Genomic DNA, 18,090 nt, shown 5'->3' with positions numbered 1-18,090 from the left:
CGTATGCCCGTGGCCGTCTACATCCTCGGCCTGTCCGTCTTCGCGCTCGGCACCAGCGAATTCATGCTGTCCGGCCTCCTGCCGCCCATCGCCGAGGACATGGGCGTCACCATCCCGCAGGCGGGCCTGCTGATATCCGCCTTCGCGATCGGCATGGTCGTCGGAGCACCGCTGCTGGCGGTCGCCACCCTGCGCCTCCCGCGCCGCACCACCCTCATCTCCCTCATCAGCCTCTTCGGCCTCGGTCAGGTGGCGGGCGCGCTGGCGCCCTCGTACGCCTTCCTCTTCGCCTCCCGCGTGGTGTCCGCCCTCGCCTGCGCCGGGTTCTGGGCCGTCGGCGCGGCCGTCGCCATCGCCATGGTCGACAAGGGCCAGCGGGCCCGCGCCATGTCCGTCATGATCGGCGGCCTGTCCATCGCCAACGTCCTCGGCGTCCCGGCCGGCGCCTTCCTCGGCGAGCACTTCGGCTGGCGCTCCGCGTTCTGGTCGGTCGGCGCGGCCTCCGCCATCGCCCTCGCCGGCATCCTGGCGCTGATCCCGAAGATCCCGCTGCCCGACGAGAAGCCCCGCCTCGGGCGCGAGCTGCGCATCTACCGCGACCGCCAGGTGTGGCTGTCCGTCGGCGTCACGGCCCTGGCCGCCGGCGGCGTCTTCTGCGCCTTCAGCTACCTGTCGCCGCTGCTCACGGACGTGGCCGGGCTGGACTCGAAGTGGGTGCCGTGGATCCTGGGCCTGTTCGGCGTCGGCGCGCTGATCGGGACCACCGTCGGCGGGCGGATCGCCGACGCGCACCTGTTCGGGGTGATGCTCTGGGGCATCACCGCCTCGACGGTGTTCCTCGGGGCCCTCACCGTGCTGGCCTCCAGTGCGGCCGCCGCGATCGCCCTGTCGTTCCTGCTCGGCGTCTCGGCGTTCTTCACCGCGCCGGCGCTGAACGCCCGGCTGTTCAACGTCGCCGGCGCCGCCCCCACCCTCGCCGGAGCCACCACCACCGCCGCGTTCAACCTCGGCAACACCGGCGGCCCCTGGCTCGGCGGCACGGTCATCGACGCCGGCTTCGGCTTCTCCTCCCCGGCATGGGCGGGCGCGGCCATGACCGTCACCGCGATCGGCCTGACCGTCATGGCCCTCCGCCTGGAACGCCGCTCCTCGGCCGGTGCGACCCGGGTGGTCGCCGGGTCGGGCACGCGGGAGGTGGCGGTGGACGCCGTCAGTAGGTGAACCACCGGCCGTGCCCGGTGACCGCCGGATTGTTGGGAGCGTTCGGTGGGGGGACGTTCGGGAGTTTCGTACTGACGTGCACCTCGTAGTCGGTGCCGGGCTTGAGCGAAGTAGCGACCTGCTCCATCACGGGCGGGGTGTCCAGGTCGGCCGTCACCGTCGAGGGCTTCGGGCCGCCTGAGGGATACAGGTACTTGTTGCCGTCCTTCAGGCTCAGCCAGACGTACACCTTCACCAGGGTCGGGTTAGCGGCCTTGACGTAGGCGCGCATGAAGACCGTATTGCCCTGTCTCAGGAAGCAGGCCTTCTCCTCGACGCCCGGCACGTCGGTGGACGAGAAGCTCGCGCACGATTCCCCGCCCCCCTCGGAATCCGCCCCGGCGGCCTGCGCCCGCGCCGTCGGACCCCCTGAGGACGCCGGTGCGCTCGGGACGGCACTGCTGCCCGCAGGGGAGGGCGCGGCGGAACCAGAGGCCGACGCGGACGCCGACACCGGGGCACCTGCCCCCGGCGCGGCGGCCTGGTCCTTCTGCCCCGCGTCCTTGTGCTGGGACAGGAACATCGCCACGATCGCGACCATCGCCACCAGCGCGAGCACCCCGCCCCCGGCCCACACCCCGGCCCCGCCGGATCTGTCGGCCGACGCCCGCTTCACCCGCTTCACCCCCGGAGGGTCGGGGCGCTGCCAGATCTCCACGTCGCCGCCCATCGGCTGGATCACCAGCGTGACGGGGGTCTGGAGCTGCCGGTTCCCCAGGCGGTGTCCGGTGAAGTGCTCCTTGACGTTCGCGACCAGCGCGTCGAGGTCGGTGCCCAGGCCCGGCGAGTGCGCCTCCAGCCAGTCCATGACGGCGGTCGAGAAGGCCCCGGTCCGCGCGGCACCGCGCTGCTTCGCCGCTTGTCCGGGCGCGGCCGCGAGCAGCATGAACTGCTCCACCGGGAGGCGGTTCCCCGTCGGCAGGGCGGCGACGGCCGGTCTGGTCCCCCCGGCCTGGACGAAGGTCGCACACGTGTCCACGAGGAAGACCTGCCTGCGGCAGCGCGCGACGTCCGGACGGGTCAGGTACTCCCGCAGGTCCATCAGGTCCAGGCAGCGCGGCTCGGCTGCCGAGGCGTCCGGGCAGAGCAGCAGCCGGCGGTCGCCCCGGTCCAGTACGCCGTGCCCGCCCCAGTACACGTACAGCAGGTCGCCCTCGGGCACGGTCCGCGGCGGGGCGAGCTTGTCGAGGATCTGATCGCGGGAGATGACGGGCTCGATGTCGAGACCCAGGTCCCGCGCCTGGATGTTGAGGTCCGCCCACGAGGCTTCCACGGGCGCCAGCAGCAGCCTGATGTTCCCGCCGGGGACCCCTCGCCTGCGCAGCCAGCGGGCGAGCCGCATCGCGTCGGCCGCGGCACCCGGCAGCTCCCTGTCCTTGACGCGCGGGTAGTGCTCGATGCCGACCAGCAGTGCGTGCACGCGTTCCGGGTCGGGGACGGTCAGCTCAGCCATGCGTCGACCGCGCTCCAGACATCGGGGTTGGACCAGTACGTGGTGTGCGCCCAGGGGAAGGGCTGCCGGTTGTCGACCTCGTGGTCGTCGGCCCGGCCCGGGAACACCTCCGAGGCCCGGTACGAGAGGAGGTCGCGGCCGTCGTAGATGTTCAGCCACCGCGCCGGGAAGCCCGGCGGCAGGGCCTGCGGGTGTTCGAGCGAGACCAGTGCACCGATCTCGTAGAAGTACGGCGCCTGCGAGCCGACGGTGATCAGCTGGTCCACGCGCTCCAGCCGCTCCCGCACCAGCAGGTCGACGCAGGCGACCCCGCCGAGGCTGTGCGCGATCACGGTGACCGCGTCCCCGGGCGTGTTCTCGACCGTCCGCTTGATCTGGTCGCGTACGCCCTGGCCGCGGGCCTGGTACCGCAGGATGTCGCCGATGGCGGGCATGGCTGCGTCGCCCCACGCCCCACGACGGTGGCGGCCGCGCCAGCCGACGGGCCGGGCCAGCGCCTTGGCGAGGAAGCCGCCGACGGACCGGCCCTCGGCGTACAGCTCGGTGCCGAGGACGGCGAGCAGCTCGTCGCGCACCATGCCGGAGACCTCGCCGCCCCGGTCGAAGGAGAGGGCGAGGGTCATGGCCACCACCGCGCGGGCCACGGCGCGCCGGTGCTCGGTGCCGTCGGCGTCCGCGGTGGCGGCGGCGTCGTGGAACTCGGGCGCACCCACCACGACGCGCAGCGCCTCGGTGAACTCCTCGGCCAGGCCCCGCGCGGCGAAGGCCTCGACCACCGCGGGCCCCGGCACGTACCCGGTGACCTCGGCGAGGAACTCCTCGGAGGGCGGCAGTCCGAAGCCGAAGCCGGAATCGTCCACGGGCTGGAGACCGAGCAGCCGCAGTTCGTACCAGGGGTCCTCGTACAGGACGTCCCAGACCTCGATCTCGTCGTCCTCCGGCGCACCGCCGCGCGACTGCCGGTAGCGCGGGACGGAGGCCCCGTCGAGGGCCATGGCAGCGCCCTGCTCCCTGCCCCAGAAACAGCCGCGGACCTCCAGCCCGGGCCGGATGTCCGCGAGCCGGGCGCGGACCGCGCCGAAGGTCTCCTTGTACGAAGCCTCACGGACCCCGGTCCCGTGTACGAACAGCACTGACCGACGCACGATCCCCCTCATGCCTATGCGAGTGGCCGAACCGCGGTCATCCTAGTGCAGCAAATCGCCCTGAAAACAGGAGAGATGACGGGCATTCAGGCCACAGGCGGGCGATGTTTCGGCCGTCGCAGGCCGGCCGCGGTGAGGCGGCGGACCAGGTCCTTGCTGCCGATCTCCACCGCGCCCGCCGCGACCGCGTCCGCGTAGCGGTACGAGGGCACGTCGTAGTGGTCCCGCTCGAAGGCCCGCGGCGGGCAGCCGATGCCCGCCGCGAAGGCGTGCAGCTCCTCGTACGAGACGTCGCTGACCAGGTGCGACCACAGGCGGCCGTGGCCCGGCCAGACCGGCGGGTCGATGTACACCGTCACCGGCGGCTCACCGGCCCGGGTGGAAGACGGGGCCGAGACCGCCGACGGCCGCCACCTTCACCCCGGCCTCCGAGCACACCCAGTGCGGGTCGGGCCCCAGCTCCGGTTCCACGTCCAGCGCGTGCGGATCCCCGTGCGCGCACACGGGGCACAACGGCCAGCGCCCGTACTTCTCCAGCAGGGCGTCCTTCACGTCCTGCGCGACGAGTCCGGCGAGGTAGTCGACTCCCTCCGGCCACTGCTCCACCCACCACCGGCGGTGCGTGACCGAGTCCTCGACGAGGGATACGACATCGGCATCGGCGACCTCACCGGCGGCGAGATCGGCGAGAACGAGCGCACGGGCGACATGCAGCGCCTGCTCCAGGGGGGTCGCGTGGTCCATGGGGACATTGTGAACCCGGACCGGGCCCCAGGCGAAGGCCCTCCTTCCCGGAGCTTTCCCCGGCCTCCACCCGCCCGGAATCCACGCGTCCGCGCCGCACCGGCGGGGGCGTGCCTTCTTGCCCCCGGCCCCGCCGGAAAATAGGTTCCAGCCGTGAGCGAGAACCGCACCACCGCGTACGCCGCCCTCCGCGCGCAGCTCGAAACGCTGACCACCGAGGCCTTCCGGCCCGAGCTGGCGGAGATCGACCGGCTCCCCACGCTGGAGATCGTCCGCGTCATGAACGCCGAGGACGCCACCGTCCCCGCCGCCGTCGCCGCACAGCTGGAGCCGATCGCCGCCGCCGTCGACGCGATCGCCGAGCGGATGGCCCGCGGCGGCCGGCTGGTCTACGCGGGAGCGGGTACCGCCGGGCGGCTCGGGGTGCTGGACGCCAGCGAGTGCCCGCCCACCTTCAACACCGACCCGGCGCAGGTCGTCGGCCTGATCGCGGGCGGCCCCGGGGCCATGGTGCGGGCCGTCGAGGGCGCCGAGGACTCGCGGGAGCTGGCCGCCGGCGACCTGGCCGCCCTCGGCCTGACCGGCGACGACACCGTGGTCGGCGTCTCCGCCTCCGGCCGCACCCCGTACGCGGTCGGCGCCGTCGAGTTCGCCCGTACGCGCGGCGCGCTCACCGTCGGCCTGTCCTGCAACGCCGGATCGGCCCTCGCCGCGGCCGCCGAGCACGGCATCGAGGTGGTCGTCGGGCCCGAGCTGCTCACCGGCTCCACCCGGCTGAAGGCCGGCACGGCACAGAAGCTCGTACTGAACCTGATCTCGACGGTCACGATGATCCGCCTCGGCAAGACGTACGGGAACCTCATGGTCGACGTGCGCGCCACGAACGAGAAGCTGCGCGCCCGCGCCCGGCGCATCGTCGCGCTGGCCACGGGCGCGCCCGACGCGGAGATCGAGGCGGCGCTCGCGGCGACGGGCGGCGAGGTGAAGGACGCCGTCCTCGTGGTCCTCGGCGGGGTCGACGGCGCGGAGGCCGCCCGCCTGCTCGCCGGGGCGGGCGGACACCTGCGCGACGCCCTCGCCCAGACCCAAGCGCAAGTCCGGTAGACGCCCTCCCACGCAAGGCGAGTACATGTCCACTGACAAGAACCGCGCCACCGCCGCCGCGATCCTCCCCCTGGTCGGCGGCCCGGACAACATCGGCTCCGTCGCGCACTGCATGACCCGGCTGCGGATCGGCCTGCGCGACCGTTCCCTCGTCGACGACGCGGCCCTGCGGGCCGTGCCCGGGGTGCTGGGCGTGGTCGAGGACGACACCTATCAGATCGTGCTGGGGCCGGGCGCCGTCGCCCGGGTCACGCCCGCGTTCGAGGCGCTGGTGGAGGAGGGCCGCTCGGCCACCCCCCAGGCCGTCACCGCCGGGGAACTCGCCGAGCGGGGCGCCGCGCTGAAGGAGGCGCGGAAGGCGCGGAACGCCACCCCCCTCAAGCTCTTCCTGCGCCGCATCGCGAACGTCTTCGTCCCGCTGATCCCCGCCCTGATCGGCTGCGGGGTCATCGCGGGCCTGAACGGCCTGCTCGCCAACCTCGGCTGGGCCCCGGCCGTGGTGCCCGCCCTCGCCGCGATCGCGTCCGGGTTCATGTCCCTGATCGCGGTCTTCGTCGGCTTCAACACCGCCAAGGAGTTCGGCGGCACCCCCGTCCTCGGCGGGGCCGTCGCCGCGGTGATCGTCTTCCCGGGGGTGGCCAGGATCGACGCCTTCGGCCAGCACCTCTCCCCCGGCCAGGGCGGGGTCCTCGGTGCGCTGGCGGCGGCCCTGCTCGCCGTGCGCGTGGAGCGGTGGTGCCGGCGCTGGGTGCCCGGGACGCTGGACGTACTGGTCACGCCGACCCTCACGGTCCTCGTCACGGGGCTGGTCACCCTCTTCGGGCTGATGTTCCTCGCCGGTGAGGCCGCCGCCGCGATCGGCGCCTTCGCGAACTGGCTGCTGGCGGCCGGCGGGGCCGTCGCCGGGCTGGTCCTCGGCGGTCTCTTCCTGCCGCTGGTGATGCTGGGGCTGCACCAGGCGCTGATCCCCATCCACACCACCCTCATCGAGCAGTCCGGCTACACCGTCCTGCTGCCGATCCTCGCCATGGCGGGCGCCGGCCAGGTCGGTGCGGCCCTCGCCGTCTACTGCCGCCTCCCGCGCAACGGCTCGGTCCGCACCACCATCAAGTCCGCGCTCCCGGCCGGCTTCCTGGGGGTGGGCGAGCCGCTGATCTACGGGGTCTCGCTGCCGCTGGGCCGCCCGTTCGTCACCGCCTGCGTCGGCGGCGCGGCGGGCGGGGCCTTCGTCGGGCTGTGCAACCAGCTGGGCGTGGCGTTCGGCTCGACGGCCATCGGCCCGTCGGGCTGGGCGCTGTTCCCGCTGCTGGACGGTACGTCGGGCATGGGCGTGACCATCGCCGTCTACGCGGGCGGCCTCGCGGTGGGGTACCTGGTCGGCTTCGCCGCGACGTACTTCTTCGGCTTCACGAAGCGGATGCTGGCCGACCTGGACACCGACGCGGGAGCCGCCGCACCGCCCGGCCCCGCCTCGGCGAAGGAGCCGGTACCGGCCTGATCAGCCGCCCCGGCGCTGGTGGAGTACGGCGGCCAGCCGCAGCGCGGTGTCGATGTTGCAGCGCCCGAGGTCGACCAGCGGGAGCCCGTACGAGCCGGCGGCCGAGACCCGCTCGACGTCCAGGGACGGGAAGACCACCCCCACCCCGTGGAGGGCGTCCTTCAACTGCCGTACGGCCTCCTCGGCCGCCCGCATCCGCTCCTGCGGGGTGAGCATCATGACGTGTCGCCTCTCTCCTGCGGGTGTTGGGGTCCGGCACACAGAGTGGCGATCATGAGCCCGGCCTTCAACCGGCCCCCGGCCCGCCCCGGCCGTCGGACGGCCCGGGTCACCAGCCCCACACGGGCATGACCTCGAAGGTCGGGAACAGCTCGTCGTCCGCGTCCAGGTTGACGAAGACGTAGGAGCCGGGCGGACCCGCACGGAAGGCGAAGCGGGTTCCGAGCCGCACCTCGCGCAGGATCGTGGCCTCCTCCCGGCGCCCGCCGTCGCCCCGGCCGAGGCGGGAGAGGTACGTCCACCAGTAGTCGGAGGTGACCACGGCGATCTCACCCGGCCGGGCCGCCTGCGCCAGGCCCAGGATCCGCTCCTCCCCGAAGCCGGTGTGCCAGGCACGGTGGCCGTCGGTGAGGGCGTACGCCGACACCCCCGACTTCTTCCCGGCCTGCACCGCGCTGACCAGCAGGCCGTCGGTCACCAGCGGCTCCCCTTGCAGGTCGGCGGCCGCCACCGCGCCCCGCGCGCGGCCCGCGGCGTCGAAGAGCAGGACGGCGTCCGTGCCCCGCGGGGCGCTCTCCTTGACGTGGACGGCGAGCGGCTCGGCCGACAGCACCCGCACCTGGCTCAGCGCACTCGCCGTCGGCAGGGCGGTCTCCCACACGCGGGCCCCCGTACGGGCGTCGACGGCGACGAGCCGCGCGGCCGCACGGCCCGCGCACTCCTCGACGTACACGGCACGCTCCCCGGCCCCGTCCACGGCCCCGACCCGGCATTCGGCGGCGACGGGCACCCGCCAGCGCTCCCCGCCCTCGCGCAGGTCGAGCCCGGTCACGGAGTCCCGCCGCACCACGACGGCCGTGCCACCGACGGCGGCCACCGGCACCCCCGCCGCCTCCCCCGTCCAGAGGCTGCGGCCCCGCTCCAGGTCCACGGCCGCGATCCGCGAGCCGCAGCCCCCCGTGCCGCTGTCGTAGGCCAGGAGCCCGACGCCGGAGGAGGTGCTCCGGCTGAGCCCGCAGACGGCCGTACGTTCCGGGGCCGGGAGCCGCCAGCCCCTGCGGCCCTCCCCGTCGAAGGCGACGAGCCCGTCCACCCGGGCCCGCACGAGCATCGCCGACGACCCCGGCTGCGCCCAGACGCCCACCGGCTCGGCCTTTCCGGAGCCGTCGGCGATCTGCCAGCCGGACACGTACATCTGCGGGCCGCGCATCCACTCGTAGGCCCGCCAGCCGGGCCACAGCGCGGCCGTCGCCACGACGCCGGCGACCAGGGCGACCAGGCAGGAGCGGCGCCGCACCCCCTCCGGGACGCCCTTCCACAGCAGCGACGTGGCGATCGCGAGGGCCGGCGTGAAGAGCATCAGCCAGCCCATGCCGCGCGGGCAGGTGTCGGAGTCGCACTCGCTGCCGGGCATGTCGACGAACGACAGCTTCCAGAACAGCACGAAGTACATCAGCGTCACCGCGCCGCACGCCGCGGCGGCGCAGGTCAGGAGCAGGCCCCGGAGCCGCGCCGGCAGTGGTGTTCCCTTGTCCATGATCCCCCCGGCCGCAGCCTAACGACCGGGGCCCGGGCGGCACTACGCCCGGTGGACGCGCAGTTGCGACACCTCGTACGACATCTCGGTGACCCCCGGGCCGGGGGCGGGGTGGTACCGGCCGGCGGAGACGGACAGGTTGACGATGAGGTACGCGTGCCAGCCGCGGCCGACGCCCCTGCCGTCGGAGTAGACACGCAGGCCGTTCACCCACCAGACGACGGACCTGCGGCCGAACTCCACCTTCAGGTCGAGCCACGCGCCCGGGTGGACGGTCGGGTCGCGGAGGTAGCGGTGGGCCTCGCGGACGTGGTTGGACAGTTCCAGGAGGTCGGGGTTGTCGGGGTGGTACTCGAAGACGTCGATCTCCTGGCCGCCGTCCCGCCAGGTCCAGATGGCGGGCCAGGCGCCGGTCTCCTCCGGCAGCCGGACGCGGGCCTCCAGCACGTCGCCGGTGCGGACCTCGAAGCCCTCGTCGCTGCCTTCGGTGGTGAGCAGCCCGGCGTCCCAGTTCCCGTCGGGGCGCAGGGTCGCTCGGAAGGTGCCGGAGCGGCTGTAGGCGGGGTCGGCGGTGAGGTGGTCGAGCTTGTTGTCGCCGGGGTTGACGGGGCCGCCGTCGGGATAGGCCCAGGAGCGGCCGGCCACCCATTGGGTGGCGGAGGTGAAGTCGGCGGTGAAGACGGGGGTGCGGCGCGGGGTGAACACGGGCAGCAGCCCCCCGCCGCCGCCCGCGGGGGCGAGGCGGCGGGTCAGGCGCCGCAGCCAGCCGTACGTTTCCGGGTCCATGCGGCGGTTGTGCCCGCCGGGCCGGCCCCCGACACCCCGTTCTCACTCAGAGTAATCATACGAACGCGCGGCGTCGATGAAGGTGCGGATCAGGGCGGGGTCCTTCACCCCGCGTTCCCGCTCGACCCCGCTGGAGACGTCCACGCCCCAGGCGCCGGTGGCGGCGGCGGCCTCGCGGACGTTGGCCGGGCTGAGCCCGCCGGCCAGCAGCCACTGCCCTTCGGGCGCCGTGAACTGCGCGGATCCCCAGTTCCAGGGCTTGCCGGAACCGGGGTCGGGGGCGTCGATGAGGAGCAGGTCCTCCCCGTACTCGCCGCAGCGCGCCACGTGCTCGGCGGTGGCGCGCAGCAGGGTGCGGCCGGGGGTGCGCAGGCGCGCGTAGTACTCGGCGGGCTCGTCGCCGTGCAGCTGTACGCCGCGCACGCCGCTCTCCCCGGTGAGCCGGCGCACCTCCTCCAGGGACTGTCCGCGGAACACCCCGACGGTCAGCACCCGGTCCGGCACCCGCGCGGCCAGCTCCCGCGCCTGGGCGGCGCCGACGGTCCGGGGGCTTCCGGGGGCGAGTACGAACCCGACGGCGTCGGCTCCGGCCTCCACCGCCACGTCGACGTCGTGCGGGGTCTTCAGTCCGCAGATCTTGACGAAGAGTCCCCTGCGCTCGCTGCTTTCGCTCATGCCCCGAGTCAAACAGACCCGGCTCCGCTGCGGCGATACGTCCCATTCCCCGGGCGGCCGCGGCCCCGGAAGGGACCCCGCCGGCACCCCCGGTCCGCGCCGAGTGCACCGAATGCCGCGCCCCCGGCGCCGAACCGCAGCGGCGCTTCGCCGGGCACGGCGAGTGGTCCGATCCCGCAGGGGTGCTGATGACCGTCGAGGTCACGTCACACGACCACGAGACCGAGGCCCGCGACAGGCAGGAGAAGCGTGACGGTTACGCGCAGGCGGGCATCCCCGTGTTCCTGCTGATCGACCGCGACAGCGACACCATCACGGTCTACAGCGAGCCGGAAAACGGACGCTACCGCCTGCGGGAGTCCTGCTCCTGCGGCGGAACCCGCGCCCTCCCCGAGCCGGTCGGGTTCTCCCTCGCCACCGAGGCACTCAAGGACTACGCCCACTGAGCCCCCGCCCCCGGGAAACGCCCGAGGGCGGCACCCCCTCCGTCGGGAAGGGGTGCCGCCCTCGTTCGAGAACAGCCGATCAGCCGGGGGCCGATCAGAAGTCCATGTCACCGCCCGGCATGCCGCCCGGAGCGGCGGCGGCCTTCTCCGGCTTGTCGGCGATGACGGCCTCGGTGGTCAGGAAGAGCGCGGCGATGGACGCGGCGTTCTGCAGGGCGGAGCGGGTGACCTTCGCCGGGTCGATGATGCCCTCGGCGATCATGTCGACGTACTCGCCGGTCGCGGCGTTCAGACCGTGGCCGACGGCCAGGTTGCGCACCTTCTCGACGACGACGCCGCCCTCGAGACCACCGTTGACGGCGATCTGCTTCAGCGGGGCCTCCAGCGCGAGCTTCACGGCGTTGGCGCCGGTCGCCTCGTCACCGGTGAGCTCCAGCTTCTCGAAGACCGAGGAGGCCTGAAGCAGGGCCACGCCACCGCCGGCGACGATGCCCTCCTCGACGGCCGCCTTCGCGTTGCGAACGGCGTCCTCGATGCGGTGCTTGCGCTCCTTGAGCTCGACCTCGGTCGCGGCACCGGCCTTGATGACGGCCACGCCGCCGGCCAGCTTCGCGAGGCGCTCCTGGAGCTTCTCGCGGTCGTAGTCCGAGTCGGAGTTCTCGATCTCGGCGCGGATCTGGTTGACGCGGCCCTGGACCTGGTCGCTGTCACCGGCACCGTCGACGATGGTGGTCTCGTCCTTGGTGATGACGACCTTGCGGGCGCGGCCGAGCAGGTCGAGACCGGCGTTCTCCAGCTTGAGGCCGACCTCCTCGGAGATGACGGTGCCGCCCGTGAGGATGGCGATGTCACCGAGCATGGCCTTGCGGCGGTCGCCGAAGCCCGGGGCCTTGACGGCGACGGACTTGAAGGTGCCGCGGATCTTGTTGACGACCAGGGTCGACAGGGCCTCGCCCTCGACGTCCTCGGCGATGATCAGCAGCGGCTTGCCGGACTGCATGACCTTCTCCAGGAGCGGCAGCAGGTCCTTGACCGAGCCGATCTTGGAGTTGACGATCAGGATGTACGGGTCGTCGAGGGACGCCTCCATACGCTCCATGTCGGTGGCGAAGTACGCCGAGATGTAGCCCTTGTCGAAGCGCATGCCCTCGGTGAGCTCCAGCTCCAGACCGAAGGTCTGGGACTCCTCGACGGTGATGACGCCTTCCTTGCCGACCTTGTCCATGGCCTCGGCGATGAGCTCGCCGATCTGGGTGTCGGCGGCGGAGATGGAGGCCGTGGAAGCGATCTGCTCCTTGGTCTCGACATCCTTGGCCTGGGCCAGCAGGGCGGCGGAGACGGCCTCGACGGCCTTCTCGATACCGCGCTTGAGGGCCATCGGGTTGGCGCCGGCGGCCACGTTGCGCAGGCCCTCGCGGACGAGCGCCTGGGCGAGGACGGTCGCGGTGGTCGTACCGTCACCGGCGACGTCGTCCGTCTTCTTGGCGACTTCCTTGACCAGCTCGGCGCCGATCTTCTCGTACGGGTCCTCGAGCTCGATCTCCTTGGCGATGGAGACGCCGTCGTTGGTGATCGTGGGGGCGCCCCACTTCTTCTCAAGGACGACGTTGCGACCCTTGGGGCCAAGGGTGACCTTGACGGCGTCGGCGAGCTGGTTCATGCCACGCTCGAGACCGCGCCGGGCCTCCTCGTTGAACGCGATGATCTTGGCCATGTGAAGTGGTCCTCCCGGACAGGGGTGGATTGCTCCGGACCGCGCCCGCGCCCGCGACGGACGGCCTGCGGATCCAGCGGTTCCGTCCCGCCGGACCCTGCGGGCCTCACCGACCCGGTCCTCGTCTTAGTAGCACTCTCACCGGGAGAGTGCTAACGCCAATGATTAGCACTCGACCCCCACGAGTGCAAGCGGCTTCAGGCAACACGCGGGCGGCGCGGCGCCGACGCGGGGCGACACGCAGGAGGGGCCCACATCCCTGTCCAGGATGTGGGCCCCTCATGCGTCTGTGCGTGCGTCGGTGGCCGATCGCGTTCGCTCCGACTCAGCCGGCCGCGAGCTTGACCATGTCCGCCTGCGGACCCTTCTGGCCCTGCGAGATCTCGAACTCGACCCGCTGACCCTCTTCAAGGGTGCGGTATCCGTCCATCTGGATGGCGCTGTAGTGGACGAACACATCCGCACCACCGTCGACCGCGATGAAGCCGTAGCCCTTCTCCGCGTTGAACCACTTGACGGTGCCCTGAGCCATGCCTAACTCCCCTATTACTGGCCCTTGCGCAGGACCGCACTTCGCGGTCCCGGGTCAGAACTTGCGCCGGAACGCCTCGACCGCGGCTGAATGTATCCGCACCGGTGCTGTCAGCAACAGGTCAATCCGACGAGAAATCTGGACACGCGGAAACCTTGAAATAGGGTGAAAACTTGGCATATTCCAGGGCAACTCGGGCCAGACAAGCAGCACCAAAGGCCCAAAAGGCGCGCGCATGTTGACTCAATGTCAACCATCCGTCGGCCCGCTCATATGCGGCGGGCATGAACAGCGGAGGGGACTGCCCCAACTCTACCGCGCCCAATCAAGCAGAATTGCCCCCTCCGCTTTTAGCGGAGGGGGCAATTCTGATTTGAACGCGTCAGCACCCGCCTGCCACGGCGGGGATGATCGAGACGCCGGCGCCGTCCGGCGTCGCCGCCTGCAGGCCGCCCTCGAAGCGCACGTCGTCGTCGTTGACGTAGACGTTCACGAAGCGGCGCAGCTTGCCCTGGTCGTCCAGGACGCGCGCGGCGATGCCCGGGTGGTTCTTCTCCAGGGACTCGATGACCTCGGCGAGGGTCGTGCCCTCGGCCGGGACCTCGGCGGCACCGCCGGTGTAGGTGCGCAGGATGGTGGGGATGCGGACGTTGACGCTCATGGCGCTACCGCCTTTCCGGATGTGTCAGGGGGAAGGATCAGGCCAGGCCGGCGGCGCGGAACGCGTCCAGGCTCGGGCGGATGGTGGCGGTCTGGCCGCTGTCCGCGGCCACCGCCTCCAGGGTCTTGAGGCCGTCACCGGTGTTCAGGACCACGGTGGTCAGCGCCGGGTCGAGCTGCCCGTTCTCGATGAGCTTCTTCGTCACGCCGACGGTCACGCCGCCCGCGGTCTCGGCGAAGATGCCCTCGGTGCGCGCCAGGATCTTGATGGCCTCGACGACCTGCTCGTCGTTGACGTCCTCGACGTAGCCGCCGGTGCGCCGCGCGATGTCCAGGACGTACGGGCCGTCCGCCGGGTTGCCGATGGCCAGGGACTTGGCGATGGTGTTCGGCTTCTGCGGGCGGACCACGTCGTGGCCGGCCTTGAAGGCGGTGGACACCGGGGAACAGCCCTCGGCCTGGGCGCCGAAGATCTTGTACGGCTTGTCCTCGACGAGGCCGAGCTTGATCAGCTCCTGCAGACCCTTGTCGATCTTCGTCAGCTGGGAGCCGGACGCGATCGGGATGACGATCTGGTCGGGCAGCTGCCAGCCGAGCTGCTCGCAGATCTCGTACGCCAGGGTCTTGGAGCCCTCGCCGTAGTAGGGGCGCAGGTTGACGTTGACGAAGCCCCAGCCCTCGCCCAGCGGGTCGCCGATGAGCTCGGAGCAGAAGCGGTTGACGTCGTCGTAGTTGCCCTCGATGCCGACGAGGTCGCCGCCGTAGACGCCGGCCATGACGACCTTGCCCTGCTCCAGGTCGTGCGGGATGAACACGCAGGAGCGGAAGCCAGCCCGGGCGGCCGCGGCGCCGACGGCGCCGGCCAGGTTGCCGGTGGAGGAGCAGGACAGGGTGGTGAAGCCGAAGGCGCGGGCGGCCTCGACGGCGATGGCCACGACGCGGTCCTTGAAGGAGTGCGTCGGGTTGCCGGAGTCGTCCTTGACGTAGAGCTTGCCGGTGACGCCCAGCTCCTTGGCCAGGTTCTCGGCGTCCACGAGCTTGGTGAAGCCGGGGTTCAGGTTCGGCTTGGCGGCCACGTCCGCCGGGACGGGCAGCAGCGGCGCGTAGCGCCAGATGTTGTTCGGGCCGGCCTCGATCGCGGTGCGCAGGGCCTCGGGGTCGCCGAGCGGGAGCTCGTAGGCGACTTCCAGGGGGCCGAAGCACTCGACGCAGGCGAAGACGGGGCCGAGCTCGAAGCGGGTACCGCACTCGCGACAGGAAAGTCCGGTGGCGGGTCCGAGGTCGACAGAGGTGGCGACGGTCTGTGCAGCCATGATGGCGAGGCCCTTTCTCCTCATCTTCCCCATGGCGCACTTCGCCATGAGACGGAATTGGCACCTTCCCTAGCCGGGGCCTCGCGCTGGCGAGAACCGACTGGAGGGTTGCCGGGGCTTCAACGGGCCGTGTCCCTCTGCCCCTCTGGATGAGCGGTATGGCACCGGACACACGCGCTCTGTGGCGCGCCGGTGCGTTTGTGCGCGGGACCCCCGGCATGCGGTGGTCTCTCGCGTTGTTCAAGACTGTAACCGAAGGGACGGGTGGTTGAGACAGCCGTCCGAACCGCGAGATGGATCACAATTCGGCCTAAATCCGCCGAGTGCGAAGTGTCGGGGTATGCCGCAGAGAAGCGCAGGGAGTGCTGAGAGTGCTGGATGAGGTGGAGCGCTGGCTGGCAGACCGCTCCTGGTCCGCCGCCGACCGACCGCTCGACCAGCTGCTCGACCGGAAACGGGCGGCCGGGACGACGGTGAGCGTGGTGCTGCCCGCGCTCGACGAGGAGGCCACCGTCGGGGAGATCGTCGAGATCATCCGGCGCGACCTGATCGAGGGCCTCCCGGTCCCCCTGGTGGACGAGCTGGTGGTCGTCGACTCCGGCTCCACCGACCGCACGGCCGAGGTCGCGGCGAAGGCCGGCGCCCGGGTGGTGCACCGGGACTCGATCCTGCCCCGGATCCCGGCCCTGCCCGGCAAGGGCGAGGTGCTGTGGCGCTCCCTGCTGGCCACCACCGGGGACGTCGTCTGCTTCGTGGACGCCGACCTGCGGGACTTCGACTCCTCCTTCGTCTCCGGGATCGTCGGGCCGCTGCTCACCGACCCGCAGGTCCAGTTCGTCAAGGCGATGTACGACCGCCCCCTCGGCGACGCCCCGGGCCAGGGCGGGCGCGTCACGGAGCTGGTGGCCCGGCCGCTCCTCAACCTCCACTGGCCCCAGCTGGCCGGCTTCGTCCAGCCGCTGGGCGGCGAGTACGCCGTACGCCGCTCCCTGCTGGAACGCCTGCCCTTCCCGGTCGGGTACGGGGTGGAGCTGGGCCTGCTGGTGGACGCGCTGCACACGGTCGGACTGGACGCGCTGGCCCAGGTGGACGTGGGGGTCCGGCTGCACCGGCACCAGGACGGGCAGGCGCTGGGCCGGATGGCCGCCGCGATCTACCGCACCGCGCAGCTGCGGCTCTCGCGCGGGCACCTCGTACGGCCGGAGCTGACGCAGTTCGAGCGCGGCCCGGACGGCTTCGTCCCGCGCACGTTCGCCGTGGACACGGAGGAGCGGCCGCCGATGGCGGAGATCAAGGAGTACGCGGGGCGGCGCGTGGCGTGAGGCGGCGGCGCGGGAGCCTGACCAGTACGTGACGAACCGGACATTTCCCGGACGTTTGAGCGAGCGGGCCCCGGGCTAGGTTCGCGGCATGGCTTCCCCTTCCCCCGTGGCTCCCCAGGTACTCGTCGCCGCCAACCGCGGCCCGCTCTCGTACGCCCTCGACGCCGACGGCACCCTCAGCGCCCGGCGCGGCGGCGGCGGCCTCGTCTCCGGCCTCTCCTCGGCGCTCGCGGCACAGCCGGAGGCCCTGTGGATCTGCGCCGCCCTCTCCGATGCCGACCGGGAGGCGGTCCGCCGGGGCGTGTCCGAGCCGGGAGTCCGGATGCTGGACATCGACCCCGCGGTGTACGACGACGCGTACAACGGCATCGCGAACTCCGTGCTCTGGTTCACCCACCACCACCTGTACGACGTCCCGCGCGAGCCGGTCTTCGACGCGGAGTTCCGGCGGCGCTGGGACTCGTACGCGGCGTACAACCAGGCCTTCGCCGAAGCCCTGGCCGAGGAGGCCGCCGAGGGCGCGTCGGTCCTGGTCCAGGACTACCACCTCGCCCTGGTCCCGGGAGCCCTCCGCGAACTGCGCCCCGACCTGCGGATCGCGCACTTCACGCACACGCCGTGGGCGTCGCCGGAGTTCCTGGAGATGCTCCCGGACGACATCAGGAGCCGGCTGATGTGGGGGATGCTGGGGGCGGACCTGGTCGGCTTCCACACCTGGGCCTGGGCGCACTCCTTCATGGCCGGCGCGCGCCTGGACGACGAGCGGGGCACCGCCGAGCCCGTGTTCCCGGCCGGGGTGGAGCCGTCGAAGGCCCGCTACGTGCAGAAGAGCCCCATGAGCCCCGTGCGCCACAAGCGGACCGACGTCGCGGTCTTCGCGCTGGGCGTGGACGCGGACGACCTGCGGGCACTGGCGCACCGGCCGGAGGTCGAGGACAAACTCGCGGCGCTGCGGGCGGAGGTCGGCGACCGCAAGACCATCGTCCGCGTCGACCGCACCGAGCTGTCGAAGAACATCCTGCGCGGGCTGCTCGCCTACCGGGAACTGCTGACCGTCCACCCCGAGTGGCGGGGGCGGGTGGTCCACCTGGCGTCCGCCTACCCGTCCCGGCAGGACCTGAAGGTGTACCGGGACTACACGGAGTCCGTGCGCGAACTGGCCGAGGAGATCAACGCGGAGTTCGGCACGGAGGACTGGCAGCCGGTCCTCGTGTCCGTCCAGGACGACTTCGCCCGCTCCCTGGCGGCGTACCGGCTGGCGGACGTGGCACTGATCAACCCGGTGCGGGACGGGATGAACCTGGTCGCGAAGGAGATCCCGGTCGTCTCGGAGGCGGGCTGCGCGCTGGTCCTGTCCACCGGGGCGGGAGCGTACGCGGAACTCCGCGCGGACGCCCTGACGGTCAACCCGTACGACGTCACCGCGACGGCCGAAGCCCTCCACGAGGCCCTGACGATGCCGGACGCGGAACGCGCCGAACGCACGAAGCGCCTGGCCGCATCCGCCACGGCCCTCCCCCCGGCGGCATGGTTCGAAGCGCAGCTGGCGGCACTGCGCGGGTAGGCCGACTCGCGGCGCGGGCCCTCTCTCTCCCCCCCTGCGGCGGGGCGGCGGCTACCCACCCGCCCCTTGTCTGCGGGACGGTGGGTGGGCAACCACCGCCCCGCCCCACGGGGTCGAG

18 protein-coding genes and 1 riboswitch are annotated in these 18,090 nt (G+C 72.3%); of the genes, 6 read left to right on the top strand and 12 right to left on the bottom strand.

What is annotated here, in order from left to right:
• Nucleotides 1–3 precede the first annotated feature (3 nt).
• Nucleotides 4–1,221 carry a Cmx/CmrA family chloramphenicol efflux MFS transporter gene (locus ACZ7IF_RS21560; protein WP_470973544.1) on the top strand — a complete coding sequence of 406 codons (1,218 nt, stop codon included), beginning with the start codon at nucleotides 4–6 and terminating at the stop codon, nucleotides 1,219–1,221.
• On the opposite strand, the gene ACZ7IF_RS21555 is transcribed toward ACZ7IF_RS21560, so the two are convergent.
• The 4 genes from ACZ7IF_RS21555 to ACZ7IF_RS21540 all read right to left on the bottom strand — a co-directional run bounded on the left by ACZ7IF_RS21555 (nucleotide 1,211) and on the right by ACZ7IF_RS21540 (nucleotide 4,602).
• Complete coding sequence (locus ACZ7IF_RS21555) at nucleotides 1,211–2,713, bottom strand: caspase family protein (protein ID WP_470973541.1); 1,503 nt, start codon at nucleotides 2,711–2,713, stop codon at nucleotides 1,211–1,213. The genes ACZ7IF_RS21560 and ACZ7IF_RS21555 overlap by 11 nt on opposite strands.
• Nucleotides 2,701–3,858: a lipase family protein gene (locus tag ACZ7IF_RS21550; protein ID WP_470973540.1), complete on the bottom strand. Its 1,158-nt coding sequence runs from the start codon at nucleotides 3,856–3,858 to the stop codon at nucleotides 2,701–2,703. The genes ACZ7IF_RS21555 and ACZ7IF_RS21550 overlap by 13 nt, the downstream gene beginning before the upstream one ends.
• A gap of 86 nt (nucleotides 3,859–3,944) precedes the next feature.
• The gene (locus ACZ7IF_RS21545) at nucleotides 3,945–4,217 is read right to left on the bottom strand and encodes a DUF4031 domain-containing protein (protein WP_470973539.1); all 273 of its coding nucleotides are present in this window, start codon (nucleotides 4,215–4,217) and stop codon (nucleotides 3,945–3,947) included.
• Between the two features lie 7 nt (nucleotides 4,218–4,224).
• A complete protein-coding gene (locus ACZ7IF_RS21540) occupies nucleotides 4,225–4,602 on the bottom strand; it encodes a hypothetical protein (protein ID WP_405979455.1) in 378 nt (125 codons plus the stop codon).
• Between the two features lie 153 nt (nucleotides 4,603–4,755).
• Between ACZ7IF_RS21540 and murQ the strand changes: the two genes are divergently transcribed.
• Together murQ and ACZ7IF_RS21530 are read left to right on the top strand one after the other, a co-directional pair.
• A complete protein-coding gene (gene murQ, locus ACZ7IF_RS21535) occupies nucleotides 4,756–5,706 on the top strand; it encodes an N-acetylmuramic acid 6-phosphate etherase (protein ID WP_470973537.1) in 951 nt (316 codons plus the stop codon).
• A gap of 25 nt (nucleotides 5,707–5,731) precedes the next feature.
• Entirely contained in the window at nucleotides 5,732–7,204 is a 1,473-nt protein-coding gene (locus tag ACZ7IF_RS21530) for a PTS transporter subunit EIIC (RefSeq protein ID WP_470973535.1), read from the top strand.
• Here ACZ7IF_RS21530 and ACZ7IF_RS21525 read toward each other — a convergent pair whose 3' ends face one another.
• The 4 genes from ACZ7IF_RS21525 to ACZ7IF_RS21510 all read right to left on the bottom strand — a co-directional run bounded on the left by ACZ7IF_RS21525 (nucleotide 7,205) and on the right by ACZ7IF_RS21510 (nucleotide 10,421).
• Nucleotides 7,205–7,423, bottom strand: coding sequence for a hypothetical protein (locus tag ACZ7IF_RS21525; protein ID WP_470973533.1), 219 nt, complete (start codon nucleotides 7,421–7,423; stop codon nucleotides 7,205–7,207).
• 109 nt (nucleotides 7,424–7,532) lie between these two features.
• Nucleotides 7,533–8,960: an outer membrane protein assembly factor BamB family protein gene (locus ACZ7IF_RS21520; RefSeq protein ID WP_470973530.1), complete on the bottom strand. Its 1,428-nt coding sequence runs from the start codon at nucleotides 8,958–8,960 to the stop codon at nucleotides 7,533–7,535.
• A 42-nt stretch (nucleotides 8,961–9,002) separates the two neighbouring features.
• Nucleotides 9,003–9,746, bottom strand: a complete 744-nt coding sequence (locus ACZ7IF_RS21515) for a LamG domain-containing protein (protein WP_470973528.1) — start codon at nucleotides 9,744–9,746, stop codon at nucleotides 9,003–9,005.
• Between the two features lie 42 nt (nucleotides 9,747–9,788).
• Nucleotides 9,789–10,421, bottom strand: a complete 633-nt coding sequence (locus ACZ7IF_RS21510) for a phosphoribosylanthranilate isomerase (protein WP_470973526.1) — start codon at nucleotides 10,419–10,421, stop codon at nucleotides 9,789–9,791.
• Between the two features lie 35 nt (nucleotides 10,422–10,456).
• On the opposite strand from ACZ7IF_RS21510, the gene ACZ7IF_RS21505 reads away from it, so the two are divergent.
• Nucleotides 10,457–10,867, top strand: a complete 411-nt coding sequence (locus ACZ7IF_RS21505) for a Uma2 family endonuclease (RefSeq protein ID WP_470973631.1) — start codon at nucleotides 10,457–10,459, stop codon at nucleotides 10,865–10,867.
• Nucleotides 10,868–10,961: 94 nt separating this feature from the next.
• On the opposite strand, the gene groL is transcribed toward ACZ7IF_RS21505, so the two are convergent.
• The 4 genes from groL to thrC all read right to left on the bottom strand — a co-directional run bounded on the left by groL (nucleotide 10,962) and on the right by thrC (nucleotide 15,086).
• Complete coding sequence (gene groL, locus ACZ7IF_RS21500; RefSeq protein WP_007265555.1) at nucleotides 10,962–12,581, bottom strand: chaperonin GroEL; 1,620 nt, start codon at nucleotides 12,579–12,581, stop codon at nucleotides 10,962–10,964.
• Nucleotides 12,582–12,906: 325 nt separating this feature from the next.
• Nucleotides 12,907–13,113 (bottom strand): cold-shock protein, encoded by a 207-nt coding sequence (locus ACZ7IF_RS21495; protein ID WP_008743607.1) that lies wholly within the window; start codon nucleotides 13,111–13,113, stop codon nucleotides 12,907–12,909.
• Between the two features lie 382 nt (nucleotides 13,114–13,495).
• Complete coding sequence (locus tag ACZ7IF_RS21490) at nucleotides 13,496–13,774, bottom strand: MoaD/ThiS family protein (protein ID WP_470973525.1); 279 nt, start codon at nucleotides 13,772–13,774, stop codon at nucleotides 13,496–13,498.
• A 37-nt stretch (nucleotides 13,775–13,811) separates the two neighbouring features.
• Nucleotides 13,812–15,086, bottom strand: coding sequence for a threonine synthase (gene thrC, locus ACZ7IF_RS21485; RefSeq protein ID WP_470973523.1), 1,275 nt, complete (start codon nucleotides 15,084–15,086; stop codon nucleotides 13,812–13,814).
• A 17-nt stretch (nucleotides 15,087–15,103) separates the two neighbouring features.
• A riboswitch (SAM riboswitch) is annotated at nucleotides 15,104–15,242 on the bottom strand.
• Between the two features lie 215 nt (nucleotides 15,243–15,457).
• Between thrC and ACZ7IF_RS21480 the strand changes: the two genes are divergently transcribed.
• Together ACZ7IF_RS21480 and ACZ7IF_RS21475 are read left to right on the top strand one after the other, a co-directional pair.
• A complete protein-coding gene (locus tag ACZ7IF_RS21480; protein ID WP_470973521.1) occupies nucleotides 15,458–16,408 on the top strand; it encodes a glucosyl-3-phosphoglycerate synthase in 951 nt (316 codons plus the stop codon).
• Between the two features lie 88 nt (nucleotides 16,409–16,496).
• Nucleotides 16,497–17,972 (top strand): alpha,alpha-trehalose-phosphate synthase (UDP-forming), encoded by a 1,476-nt coding sequence (locus ACZ7IF_RS21475; RefSeq protein ID WP_470973520.1) that lies wholly within the window; start codon nucleotides 16,497–16,499, stop codon nucleotides 17,970–17,972.
• The last annotated feature ends 118 nt before the right edge of the window (nucleotides 17,973–18,090 follow it).

It is taken from the genome of Streptomyces sp. NPDC037421 (genome assembly GCF_055602105.1).
Note: the sequence above shows the minus strand (reverse complement) of the source record. Positions and strands in the feature narration are given on the sequence as shown.

Bases quoted from the DNA above. Each gene is read 5' to 3' on its own strand.
- ACZ7IF_RS21515 (WP_470973528.1), bottom strand. From the start codon at position 9,746: ATGGACCCGGAAACGTACGGCTGGCTGCGGCGCCTGACCCGCCGCCTC.
- ACZ7IF_RS21495 (WP_008743607.1), bottom strand. From the start codon at position 13,113: ATGGCTCAGGGCACCGTCAAGTGGTTCAACGCGGAGAAGGGCTACGGC.
- ACZ7IF_RS21475 (WP_470973520.1), top strand. From the start codon at position 16,497: ATGGCTTCCCCTTCCCCCGTGGCTCCCCAGGTACTCGTCGCCGCCAAC.
- groL (WP_007265555.1), bottom strand. From the start codon at position 12,581: ATGGCCAAGATCATCGCGTTCAACGAGGAGGCCCGGCGCGGTCTCGAG.
- ACZ7IF_RS21530 (WP_470973535.1), top strand. From the start codon at position 5,732: ATGTCCACTGACAAGAACCGCGCCACCGCCGCCGCGATCCTCCCCCTG.
- ACZ7IF_RS21520 (WP_470973530.1), bottom strand. From the start codon at position 8,960: ATGGACAAGGGAACACCACTGCCGGCGCGGCTCCGGGGCCTGCTCCTG.
- ACZ7IF_RS21510 (WP_470973526.1), bottom strand. From the start codon at position 10,421: ATGAGCGAAAGCAGCGAGCGCAGGGGACTCTTCGTCAAGATCTGCGGA.
- ACZ7IF_RS21560 (WP_470973544.1), top strand. From the start codon at position 4: ATGCCCGTGGCCGTCTACATCCTCGGCCTGTCCGTCTTCGCGCTCGGC.
- ACZ7IF_RS21555 (WP_470973541.1), bottom strand. From the start codon at position 2,713: ATGGCTGAGCTGACCGTCCCCGACCCGGAACGCGTGCACGCACTGCTG.
- ACZ7IF_RS21525 (WP_470973533.1), bottom strand. From the start codon at position 7,423: ATGATGCTCACCCCGCAGGAGCGGATGCGGGCGGCCGAGGAGGCCGTA.
- thrC (WP_470973523.1), bottom strand. From the start codon at position 15,086: ATGGCTGCACAGACCGTCGCCACCTCTGTCGACCTCGGACCCGCCACC.
- ACZ7IF_RS21490 (WP_470973525.1), bottom strand. From the start codon at position 13,774: ATGAGCGTCAACGTCCGCATCCCCACCATCCTGCGCACCTACACCGGC.
- ACZ7IF_RS21540 (WP_405979455.1), bottom strand. From the start codon at position 4,602: ATGGACCACGCGACCCCCCTGGAGCAGGCGCTGCATGTCGCCCGTGCG.